The organism is uncultured Porphyromonas sp., from assembly GCF_900541275.1.
GTDB lineage: Bacteria > Bacteroidota > Bacteroidia > Bacteroidales > Porphyromonadaceae > Porphyromonas_A.
The window spans coordinates 1-11,819 of the sequence record NZ_UQJH01000029.1 but is presented as its reverse complement, the minus strand read 5'-3'; the positions used below and the strand labels follow the sequence as shown (position 1 = coordinate 11,819).

Below are 11,819 nucleotides of genomic sequence, written 5' to 3'. Positions count from 1 at the left end.
CAAAGGTAATCTCTATTTTCCTCCCCCTCCCAGCACATCAAAATGCGAATTAGCCCACAAAAGACTTATTACGCCCCTGATACCCCGCTACAGCACGCCTCAATGCTCAGGTTACCGATGCCGAGCCTGAGGAAGATGCTCGGATGGCGCTTGTGAGAGCGACAAGGCAGTCAGCGAAAAGTGGTACCTTTGTGACCCATATAATATAAGGTATCATAGATTATGAGTCAGGATAATAGTCACTTCAAGCGAACACTCATCACCGCCGCACTGCCCTACGCCAATGGGCCGGTGCACATCGGTCACCTCGCCGGCGTCTACGTGCCGGCAGACATCTACGCCCGCTACCTGAGACTGCGCGGACGGGAGGTGCTCTTTGTCTGTGGCTCCGATGAGCACGGTGTGCCGATCACCCTTCAGGCCAAGAAGCGGGGCATCACCCCGCAGGAGGTGGTAGATCAGTTCCACAGCATTATTAAGAAGTCCTTCGAGGACTTCGGGATCTCCTTCGACATCTACTCCCGCACCTCGTCCAAGATCCACGAGGAGACGGCATCCGCCTTTTTCCGCAAGCTGTATGATGAGGGAAAGTTTATCGAGCAGACGACCGAGCAGTACTACGACGAGGAGGCGGGAGAGTTCCTCGCCGATCGATACATCGTCGGCACCTGCCCCCGCTGTGGCAATGAGGAGGCCTATGGCGATCAGTGCGAGAAGTGTGGCTCTGAGCTGAGTCCGGACGAGCTGATCAACCCCCACTCCAAGCTGAGCGGATCCACCCCTGTGAAGCGTCCTACGACCCACTGGTACCTCCCGCTCAATGACTATCAGGACTGGCTCTCCAAGTGGATCCTCGAGGAGCACAAGGAGTGGCGCCCCAACGTCTACGGCCAGTGCAAGAGCTGGCTCGACATGGGGCTGAAGCCTCGCGCCGTGAGCCGCGACCTCTCGTGGGGCATCCCCGTGCCGGTCAAGGGCGCGGAGGGGAAGGTGCTGTACGTCTGGTTTGACGCCCCGATCGGCTACATCTCCAATACCCGCGAGCTACTCCCCGACAGCTGGGAGACCTGGTGGAAGGACTCCTCGACGAGGTTGATCCACTTCATCGGGAAGGACAATATCGTCTTCCACTGTATCGTCTTCCCCGCTATGCTTAAGGCTGAGGGCTCCTTTATACTCCCCGACAATGTGCCCTCCAATGAGTTTCTCAATCTCGAGGGAGACAAGATCTCGACATCGAAGAACTGGGCCGTCTGGCTCAACGAGTACCTCGAGGACTTCCCCGGCAAGCAGGACGTCCTGCGCTATGTACTGACTGCCAACGCTCCTGAGACCAAGGACAACGACTTCACGTGGGAGGACTTCAAATCCCGCAACAATAGCGAGCTGGTGGCCATCCTCGGCAACTTCGTCAATCGCGCAATGGTGCTGACGGGGAAGCACTTTGACGGAAAGGTACCCGCCGCCGAGCTGACGGATGAGGACAGGGAGGTACTCGCCAAGATGAGGGAGATCCGCGAGGAGACCGCCCGACTCATCGAGGACTTCCACTTCCGCGATGCTCAGCGTACCGCCATGGAGCTGCCCCGCTTAGGGAATAAGTACCTCGCCGACCTCGAGCCGTGGAAGGTGATCAAGACAGACCCCGAGCGTACCGGGACGATCCTCAACGTAGCCCTCCAGATCGCTGCCAATAGTGCGCTGCTCCTCGAGCCCTTCCTCCCCTTCTCGATGGCGAAGCTCCGCCGTATGCTCGCTATGGACGAGCAGGTCGACTGGGAGGCGATCGGTGAGACTGACCTCCTCAAGGCGGGTCACCGGCTGGGCAAGACGGAGTTGCTCTTCGAGAAGATTGAGGACGATCAGGTCGAGGCACAGAAGCAGAAGCTCCTCGCTGCCAAGGCGGCCACTCTCGCAGCCAAGGAAGCTGAGGCAGCCGCACACCTGACTGTCGACCCGATCGATGAGGAGATCCCCTTTGATGACTTTGAGAAAATCGACATCCGTGTCGCCACCGTGCTGGAGTGCGAGCGGGTACCGAAGTCCAAGAAGCTCCTTCGCTTCAAGCTCGATGATGGTCTCGGTGGTCGACAGATCCTCTCCGGACTTGCTGCCTACTACGAGCATCCCGAGGAGCTGGTAGGCAAGCAGGTACTCTTCCTCGCCAACATCGCCGGCCGCAAGATGATGGGGCTGGAGAGCAATGGTATGATCCTGAGCGCTGTAGAGCCCGACGGCACGCTCTCCGTAGCGACCACTTCCAAGGAGGTCCGCCCGGGTAGCCGACTCTCGTAATCATGCCCTCGACAGCCCTTCTCCTCTCCGGCGGTGTCGATAGCTCCGTCGCAATGGTTCGTCTCCTCGAGCAGGGGATACGGCCTGACCTCTTCTACATCCGCATAGGAGCCAAGGAGGAGGGCTACGCCGGATGTCCGGCGGAGGATGATGAGGTGATCGTCCGGATCTTGGCGAGGAAGTACGATCTCCCGCTTGAGATGATCGATCTCCACCGGGAGTACTGGGACCATGTGGTCGGCTACCTGCTGGAGTCGGTACGGAGGGGCCTGACGCCCAATCCGGACATGATGTGCAATAGGTGGATCAAGTTTGGCGCCTTCGACAGCTACACCGGCTCCACCTACGACCATATCGCGACGGGGCACTATGCCCGCAAGGAGACGATCGGTGGACTGGACTACCTCGCGACAGCGGTAGACCCGGTCAAGGATCAGACCGACTTCCTTGCCCAGATCACCTACCCGCAGCTCCATAAGGCACTCTTCCCGATCGGGGATCTCCCTAAGGAGCGACTCCGAGCCATCGCCGAGGAGCATCACTTGGTCACCGCCCACAGAGACGACAGCCAGGGGATCTGCTTCCTCGGCAGGATCGACTACGACGACTTCCTCCGGGAGCATCTCGGAGAGCGGGTCGGCCCGATTGTGGAGCTGGAGACCGGGCGAGTGCTGGGCGAGCACCGAGGCTTCTGGTACCACACCATCGGGCAGCGGAAAGGACTGGGCCTGAGTGGTGGTCCCTGGTACGTAATCCGGAAGGATGTGGAGTCAAATACGATCTTCGTCAGCCGAGGATTCGACACCGAGATGCAGTACAGCGACCTGATCCGGCTGGGGGCGATGAATTTTATCTCCGGCGATCCGATGCCCGAGGGAGCCGATGAGATGATGGTGACGCTTAAGGTACGCCACACGCCCGACTTCACCCGAGGGTTGCTCCGTCGCCACACTGACGGGAGCCACAGCGTCGTCGCCGAGGAGCCTATCCAGGGGGTGGCTGCGGGGCAATTCTGCACCCTCTACGACACCGAGGAGCACCTCTGCTATGGCAGCGGAGTGATTGCCGAGGGACTCCAGAGAGACGCTCAGGATAAGATTCCGCAGGAAAAACCTTAATTTTTATCAGAAAAGGAGTACCTTAGTACACAGATTAGGAATATATCACCCATATAAATATCAAAAACCGGATATGAAACGTATCAATACCATTTTGGCTATCGCTATGACGCTGGTGCTCTCTCTCGGGCTCACCAGCTGCGGTAAGTCCTCCCCCAAGGATGTCGCCAAGGAGGCTGTCGAGGCTCAGCTCAAGGGCGACCTGCAGGCCTTCTACAACCTCCTCTGCGAGGCTGATCAGACCGCTATGACGTACGACAACTTCATCACCAAGTACACCCTCCCGAGGGATGCTCAGGCGCTCTTTGACCTCGTGCCGGAGACGCGCGATGTGCTCAAGGCTGCTAGCTTCAAGGAGATCGTAAATGGCGAGACCGCCACTGTCACCTACGTCCTCACCGTACCCGATATGGACAAGATCATCAAGGAGAATATCAGCCTTGAGATCCTGCAGCAGATGATGGCAAATGGCAAGCGTATGAGCTCGCTCTCCGACCTCCCCGATGCGATGAAGGAGAATATCAAGCAGTACATTGCCAAGAACGATATCCCCACCCTTGAGGTTCCCCAGACGATGAATCTCGTGCGGGAAAATGACAACTGGCGAGTCAATCTGAGCCTCCGTGATGCCCTCAACCTGGGCAACATGCCGACTCCCTTCGTTCTCAAGTGACCTCCGGCCCCGAGCCGGGGCAACCATCCGTGCGGGGAGGGGAAGATTATCTCTCACCACCTACAACCTGGAAACCAACACATGGCAAACAAACCAACTATAGAGTCTAAGCCCTACGTCATCGGTATCGACCTCGGCGGGACCAATACCGCCTTTGGCATCGTGGATGCTCGCGGCAACATCCTGCGTACCAGCTCCATCAAGACCGGTAAGCACCTTGACATCCGAGACTATATCAAGGACCTCGGGGTAGCTATCCGCGACCTGGTGGAGATCGACCTGACGATGGATAAGATCTTCGGGATCGGCATCGGTGCTCCGAATGGGAATTACTTCAATGGCTCGATCGAATTTGCCCCCAACCTCCCTTGGAAGGATAAGATCCCACTCGCCGGTCTGCTCGAGAAGGAGCTGCAGATCCCGGTCGTCCTCACCAATGACGCCAATGCGGCTGCCATCGGAGAGATGACCTATGGTGCGGCGCGCGGTATGAAGGACTTTATCGAGATTACTCTCGGCACCGGTGTCGGTAGCGGCATCGTCGTCGGGGGCGAGCTGGTCTACGGGCACGATGGCTTCGCCGGCGAGGTGGGTCACACCGTGATCCGCCGCAATGGTCGCACCTGTGGCTGTGGCCGCCAGGGATGTCTCGAGACCTACACCTCTGCCACCGGTGTGGCACGCACGGCACGCGAGTACCTCTCTATCCGTGAGGATGACTCCCTGCTCCGCGACCTCGATCCGGCGGAGATCACCTCCAAGGATGTCTTTGACGCAGCCATGAAGGGCGACAAGCTGGCAATCCAGATCTTTGAGAATACCGGTACCATCCTCGGTGAGGCACTTGCCGATGCGGTCGCCTACACCAGCCCCGAGGCGATCATCCTCTTTGGTGGTCTCACCCATGCCGGTGACCTGCTCCTCAAGCCGACACAGCGTGCCATGGAGGAGAACCTCCTCAATATCTATAAGGGCAAGGTGAAGATCGTCTTCAGCGAGCTGAAGGAAAACGACGCCGCCATCCTTGGTGCCGCAGCCATGGGCTGGGAGGCGACACACCTCCACCCGGACAGCGTCTATATGAACCCCGAGGTGTAACCTCGGCAGCGTCCTCAAGTACTACAGCGGTGGAGCAGGGTTACGACCTTGCTCCACCGCTTTTTTGTATATGGGCATATCATACGTCTGTAGTGATAGTCCACACGGGGCGTAGTTGCCGACGAGCCCCGCAGTAGCTTACAAGCGTTGAGGGGCAACCCTTGGGAGAGAAGAAGCAATGGGGAAGTTTTCCTCGTCAATGATTGTTACGCTAATAGCTCTTACTCGTTATCAGCGTTTTCTCTCTGTGGTTTCACGCAGCGAAACAAGCAGGCGGAAGCCATTTTCTCTGTCAGCACGTCATCGCCATACATACCTCTAAGTCGGCTCTCGGCTTCAGCGAAGGTGTCGTATGGAGGGCGGAAAAATCCTTTTCTCTCCATAACTTTCTTGACAAAGAAATCAGCCGATCGGCGTTCACCCTTGACATAAAAGCAACCGCAGAAGAAACCTCCGGGCTTCAGCACACGAAAAATCTCGGCAAAGGCCTTCTCTTTATCCGGGAAAGCTTGAAAGCCGTTCATTGACAGGATGCAGTCGAAGGACTCGTTGGGATAGGGAAGGTCTCCGACATCTCCTTGCCTCAGAGACAGGTTGGCTATCCCCTCTGTTTCTTTCCGCAAAGCCGCTATGGCTATCATTTCATCCGAATAGTCTAAACCAACAATCTCGGCACCTCTCATCCGACGGTACTTTTCCGCAGTAAAAACGGCAGTGCCGACAGGGACGTCAAGCAGTCGTCCATGAAAGTCGTCCGGTATAAAATCAAGCACTTTCTGAGCCAAGAGATTAGCGTCCTCGTTCCATATCAATCGCCAGTATATCCTTGACCACCACTTACGTCCTGTCAACAGGTCGTCATAATGATCCATCATCCCTTGATAGGAATTACTTTGCTCCTTTGCCATTATCCTCTTGTCAAAAATATTCATTTCTTATTTTACGAAAATACCATGCCTGCTTCACTCCTGCAATCACCAGTAATAGTGATTTTGGGGGTATGCTCGATCAACTGTGTACCTTTTCCAGGAATCGCATAGCACCAGGCTCCGATCTAATACCGATATTAGCGATCGCTAATACCGATATTAGTGATTTCTTTTATCGGTATTAGAATTCTCTAATATCGGTATTAGAGTTGCCGGAGGTGAGGAGGCTATTCTGCCCCCCTCCCTATATCATCCTCTTCAGGAGTCTCCTCCGCACAGCGCTACAGAGGGACCTCCCGTGAGCCTAAATAATCGTACATTTGAGCTATGAAGAAGAATAATAGAAAAGATGCCATCATCGTCCTCTCCGGTGGTCTCGACAGCGTCACGCTACTGCACGATAAGCAGGATGAGATCGCTCTGGCCGTAACCTTTGACTACGGCAGTAATCACAATGCTCGGGAGATCGCCTGTGCGAGACGCCACTGCGCTGCTCTCGGCATCGAGCACTTAGTGATCCCGCTCCACTTCATCAAGGAGTACTTCCACTCCTCTCTCATCGAGGGAGCTGAGGCTATCCCGGAGGGCTCCTACGATGAGGAGAATATGAAGTCCACGGTCGTCCCCTTCCGCAATGGGATCATGCTCTCCGTCGCCTGCGGGCTGGCTGAGAGCCGGGGGCTGGACCGGGTAATGCTCGCCAACCACTCCGGTGACCATACGATCTACCCCGACTGCAGGCCCGACTTTATCCAAGAGATGAGCGGGGCTATGCGTGCCGGGACCTTCAATGGCGTCATCATCGATGCGCCCTACACGCTGATCACCAAGGCTGATATCGTCCGCCGTGGTGCCGAGCTGGGGGTGGACTACGGAGACACCTACTCCTGCTATAAGGGCGGGGAGAAGCACTGCGGCAAGTGCGGCACCTGCGAGGAGCGACGCGAGGCCTTCCGGGAGGCGGGCATCACCGACCCAACCACCTACGAGACGGAGTAGATGAAGAAAGAAAATGTGACCGAGCAGCGCATCCTGCTGACCCTCGTCCTACCCTACCAGACCGCCCACGAGGGGCAGACCATTATCTGCCTGATAGACGGTGAGGAGCGCCCCATGGAGGAGCGCACCATAGGGCTCTGGACCCTCGACCTGCCCCTCTCCGTCCGCAGCCACAAGGAGCTACACTACAGCTATAGAGTGGTGGAGCGAGGGGAGATCATCGCTGTAGAGGCCCCGATGCCCCATACCCTCCGCCTGAGAGCGACGGAGCCGGAGACGGTGCCACTCAATGTGGTGATCCGTGATCGGTGGGTCGCCCCCTCTCCCGCACATCGGCTGATGAGTCCGCCCCTCTGTGGGCTGCTCGGGCTGACAGATAGGACGAGTGAGCCCATGGCTGCCCTCGACTGCCGGCGCGGGGAGGTGATCGCCTTCCTGAGGCAGGAGGTCTACGATGGTGAGCTCTTCCTCGTGGGCTCTGCGACGGAGGCGGGGGTGTGGGACCCGATGCACGGCATCCCACTCCGGGCCTGTCGTCACTGCTACACACTCTCTATGGAGGGACTGCCGGCGATGGAGTATAAGGTGGTGCTCCGGAGGCGGGACGGGTCGATCCTCTGGGAGGAGGGGCCAAATAGAGTGTACCGACCGGAGGAGAGGCGCTCCCTCACGCTCACCTTTGTCGACGAGCCGGTGCTTCAGCCCACCTGGGAGCGGAAGAGTATCGAGGGAACGGTGGCTCCACTCTTCGCCCTGCGTACCGAGCGATCCTACGGCATCGGTGACTTCGGCGACGCGGTGGACTTTGTCATCTACCTCTCAGAGCTGGGACAGCACCTCTACCAGATGCTCCCCTTCTACGACACCACCTTTACCCGCACCCCACTCGACTCCTACCCCTACAACGCCATCACCACCTACGGGCTGGACCCGCTCTACCTCGATGTACGGCGACTGCCCGGATATGACGAGGCACCGCTCAGGCACCGCTGGGAGAAGCGAGCCACCGCGCTCAATGCTCTTCCGCGCGTGGACTACCTCGGTGTGAGACAGCTCAAGCGCGAGGTGGTCGACTACTGCTACGATCGGGCCGATGACCCGACGATAGAGGAGGTGCGGGCGTTTATGTCCCGGGAGGGGGAGGACCTGCTCGCTTACTGCCTCTTCTGCGTCCTCAGGGATCGTCAGCCGGGGACGCCGGTCACCGAGTATGCGACCTACACCTCGGTCCGGGAGGAGTACCTCCGGGCGAAGACGATCGAGGGGGCTCAGGCGGAGCGCGAGGTGCTTCGGTACGCCTTCATCCAGTACTTCCTCTATGACCAACTGAGCCGTCTGACTGAGACAGCCCACCGGCACCGCGTGCTGATCAAGGGAGATCTTCCCATCGGTGTGGGGCGAAATAGCGTCGATGTTTGGATGGCACCCCACCTCTTCCACCTGGATAAGGAGGCAGGCGCACCCCCGGACGTCTTCTCCGCCAATGGACAGGACTGGAGCTTCCCCACCTATGACTGGGAGGCGATGGAGGCGGAGGACTTCCGCTGGTGGCGCCACCGCTTTGCCGTGATGGAGCGTCACCTCGATGCGATACGGATCGACCACATACTCGGCTTCTTCCGCATATGGAGCATCCCTGAGAGTAGCTCGGACCAGCGACAGGCACACTACGTGCCGGCACTCGGCTACCGTCCGGATGAGGTACGAGGGGTCGAGAGCCTCTGTGCAAGGGACGAGAAGGGGCAGTATCATCCGTCGCCCTCACCGGAGCTCTACCCCGACTTTGGTCCCCTGAGCGCGGAGGCGAAGCAGCTGATCCTCTACCTACGGGAGGAGTACCACCACCACCGCAACGAAGAGCTCTGGCGCCGAACAGCCATCAAGCGTCTCCTCGGCGCTACCTCCGACACCCGTATGCTCCTCTGCGCTGAGGACCTGGGGAGTCTCCCGGGAAGTATGCGGGAGGTGATGGACACCTTTGAGCTGCTCTCTCTCGAGGTGGTGCGTATGGCGAAGAAGTCCTGGTGCCCCTATGCCCATCCCAATGACATCCCCTACCTCAGCGTCGGCTCCACATCGACCCACGACACCAGCACGCTCCGCGACTGGTGGCGCTCGCTTGACCATACCATGAGGTGGGACATCGCTCGCGCCTATGGCTGTGCTGATGATCCCTCGGCGGCAGGGCTGATACGAGCACTGAGGCGACTTGCCCCCTCGGTACTGCTCGTGCTCCCCATGCAGGACTGGTGGACGCTGACCGGCTACGGATCGGAGGTGCCACCGGAGGAGGAGCAGATCAATCACCCCGAGGATCCCAAGCAGGTATGGGACTACCGTATGCCCGGCACCATTGCCGAGCTGCCTCGCCAACTGAAGTAAAGCAGAGACGTATGACCACACGAGGACGAATCGCCACCGGAGTGGCCATGGGGGCGCTGTCCCTGACGGGCTTTGCTCAGTCACGACCCAATATCATCTTCTTTATGGTCGATGATATGGGCATCGGTGACCTCGGCACCTACGGACAGCGATACATCCCGACGCCCGCACTGGACAGCCTCGCTCAGGCGGGGATGACTTTTACTCAGGCCTATGCCGGCTGCTCCGTCAGCGCTCCCTCACGGGGGTCGCTCCTCACCGGCCGCCATACCGGTCATGCCTTTATCCGTGGCAATAAGGATACCGCCAATCCCGATGGCCACACCTACGACCACCCGCTCGCCGATGATGAGGTGACTATCGCTGAGATGCTGAGAGACGCCGGCTACGACACCGCCTGCATCGGGAAGTGGGGTCTCGGCGGTCCCGGCACGGAGGGCGCTCCCACGCAGCAGGGCTTTGACTACTTCTTTGGCTACCTGGGGCAGCTGAATGCCCACCGTCACAGACCGGAGTTTCTCCACGAGGGTGAGACGCTGATCCCCTTGGACGGGAAGACCTACGCTCAGGATCTGCTGATGGACCATGCGATCGACTTCCTGAGAGACCGGAAGCGCCGGGAGCGACCCTTTTTCCTCTACTTCACCCCCGCCCTGCCGCATGCTGACCTGGATGCTGAGGAGGAGGATAGGGAGCCCTTTGAGGGAGCGTTTTGCGAGCGGCCCTTTGAGGGAAATTGGTACCGCGCTGAGGCGCAGCCCAAGGCAACCTATGCCGGGATGATCCGGCGCCTCGACAGGGACGTCAGCAGGATGATCGAGGTGCTACGGGAGGAGGGACTGGCCGAGGAGACGCTATTCATCTTCACCTCCGACAACGGGCCACACGAGGAGGGCGGTCACGATCCCTACTTCTTTGACGGCAATGGTCCCTACCGCGGACTTAAGCGCGCCCTCTACGAGGGAGGGGTGCGGGTCCCCTTCATCGCGGTGTGGCCCGGAGTGATCAAGCCGGGAAGCACCTCCTATCATGTGCTTGCCTTCTGGGATGTGATGCCGACTCTCCGGGAGCTGAGCGGTGCGATGCCTCAGGAGCAGACCGACGGGATCTCCTTTGCCCCTACCCTCTTCGGTCGGGGCGAACAGGCGGAGCACCCATACCTCTACTGGGAATTTCACGAGGAGGGGGGACGACAGGCGGTCCGTATGGGTCAGTGGAAGCTGATCCGCCAGCAGGTCAGTGACGCCTCGCGGACGTACGAGGAGCTCTTCAATCTCTCCGCTGATCCGGGCGAGCTACGGGATGTCTCCGCCGACTACCCGGAGGTGGTCCGGCAACTGGGCGACCTGATCGACCGGTCGCACCGGCCGAGCAAGGACTTCCCGCTACTCCCTCAGGAGAAATAATAGCAAAAAAAAGCCCCCCTCACGACCTAAGTCGCAAGGGGGGCTTTTTGGTATCGTCAGAGTAGCTTACTTGCCCTGCAGAGTCAGTGTCTGGAGGTACTTCTCAGCATTGGCAGCGGAGGGAGAGGACGGGTAGCTCTCCTTTACCTTGGTGTATGCCTCCTTAGCCTTATCGGTCTTACCGAGAGCCTCATAAGCAAGACCTGCCTTGATGAGATAGATCGGCGAGAGGAGCATATTGTCAGCCTTCTTGGCTGCATCCTCGAAGTAGCCGACCGCCTTATCGTACTGATCGCCCTCGACGTAGCAGTCACCGATCAGACCAATGACGCTCGGCTGGAGCATCATGTCCTTGGAGCTAAACTTATCCAGCTGCTTGATAGCGCTCTGGTAGTCGCCCAGCTGGTAGTAGCAGACACCAGCGTAGGCGTGAGCCACATTGCCAGAGGGAGTATTGCCGTAGTCGCTAATGATATCGAGGAAACCCTTCACATCGGCACCATTGCCCTTGAGAGCGGTCTCAAATGAGTCTCTCTCGAAGAGCTGCTCGGCACGGAAGATCTGCTCCTCCGCCTTTGCCCGATGCGGCATCATATAAGCGTTACGATAGAGGATGATACCGCCAATCACTACGATGGCAGCAACGAGGCAGATGATAAGCGTCCGCCTATTCTTCTTCATGTAATCCTCTGCCCTACTTCCGGTCTCGGCTGAGGTTGCCTCCTTATTGAGGTCTTGGGTATTGCTTTGCTTACTCATGAGTTAGCTTCTTATATATAGACTACGGACTAACTGCGCAAAGGTAGTAAAAACAATCCGATAAAGCGATAGACCGGCTTAACTATTTACTGCGAGGGCATTGAAGGGCTAATTCGCATTTTGATGTGCTGGGAGGGGGAGGATGGTGAAAGGGGGTTTG

The 11,819-nt window shown here is 58.4% G+C and carries 9 protein-coding genes; 7 read left to right on the top strand and 2 right to left on the bottom strand.

The genetic code is table 11. The features are described 5' to 3' along the window. Positions 1-222 precede the first annotated feature (222 nt). From metG to QZR17_RS07755, 4 genes are all read left to right on the top strand, one after another. Positions 223-2,295 carry a methionine--tRNA ligase gene (gene metG / locus QZR17_RS07770; protein ID WP_297129632.1) on the top strand — a complete coding sequence of 691 codons (2,073 nt, stop codon included), beginning with the start codon at positions 223-225 and terminating at the stop codon, positions 2,293-2,295. 2 nt (positions 2,296-2,297) lie between these two features. Further along, the gene (gene mnmA, locus QZR17_RS07765; protein WP_297129631.1) at positions 2,298-3,413 is read left to right on the top strand and encodes a tRNA 2-thiouridine(34) synthase MnmA; all 1,116 of its coding nucleotides are present in this window, start codon (positions 2,298-2,300) and stop codon (positions 3,411-3,413) included. A gap of 73 nt (positions 3,414-3,486) precedes the next feature. After that, positions 3,487-4,086, top strand: a complete 600-nt coding sequence (locus tag QZR17_RS07760) for a hypothetical protein (RefSeq protein WP_297129628.1) — start codon at positions 3,487-3,489, stop codon at positions 4,084-4,086. Between the two features lie 81 nt (positions 4,087-4,167). Then, entirely contained in the window at positions 4,168-5,184 is a 1,017-nt protein-coding gene (locus tag QZR17_RS07755) for an ROK family protein (RefSeq protein ID WP_070466778.1), read from the top strand. 221 nt (positions 5,185-5,405) lie between these two features. Here the strand turns inward: QZR17_RS07755 and QZR17_RS07750 are convergent, their stop codons facing one another. Further along, the gene (locus tag QZR17_RS07750) at positions 5,406-6,092 is read right to left on the bottom strand and encodes a class I SAM-dependent methyltransferase (protein ID WP_297129634.1); all 687 of its coding nucleotides are present in this window, start codon (positions 6,090-6,092) and stop codon (positions 5,406-5,408) included. 348 nt (positions 6,093-6,440) lie between these two features. On the opposite strand from QZR17_RS07750, the gene queC reads away from it, so the two are divergent. Genes queC through QZR17_RS07735 form a run of 3 tightly spaced genes read left to right on the top strand, consistent with a single transcriptional unit; the run spans position 6,441 to position 10,900 of the window. Next, a complete protein-coding gene (gene queC / locus QZR17_RS07745; protein ID WP_297129626.1) occupies positions 6,441-7,112 on the top strand; it encodes a 7-cyano-7-deazaguanine synthase QueC in 672 nt (223 codons plus the stop codon). Further along, positions 7,113-9,494 carry a 4-alpha-glucanotransferase gene (locus tag QZR17_RS07740; RefSeq protein ID WP_297129624.1) on the top strand — a complete coding sequence of 794 codons (2,382 nt, stop codon included), beginning with the start codon at positions 7,113-7,115 and terminating at the stop codon, positions 9,492-9,494. An 11-nt stretch (positions 9,495-9,505) separates the two neighbouring features. Continuing rightward, positions 9,506-10,900: an arylsulfatase gene (locus QZR17_RS07735; protein WP_297129622.1), complete on the top strand. Its 1,395-nt coding sequence runs from the start codon at positions 9,506-9,508 to the stop codon at positions 10,898-10,900. A gap of 66 nt (positions 10,901-10,966) precedes the next feature. Here QZR17_RS07735 and QZR17_RS07730 read toward each other — a convergent pair whose 3' ends face one another. Beyond that, positions 10,967-11,659: a tetratricopeptide repeat protein gene (locus QZR17_RS07730; RefSeq protein WP_297129620.1), complete on the bottom strand. Its 693-nt coding sequence runs from the start codon at positions 11,657-11,659 to the stop codon at positions 10,967-10,969. Positions 11,660-11,819 lie beyond the last annotated feature (160 nt).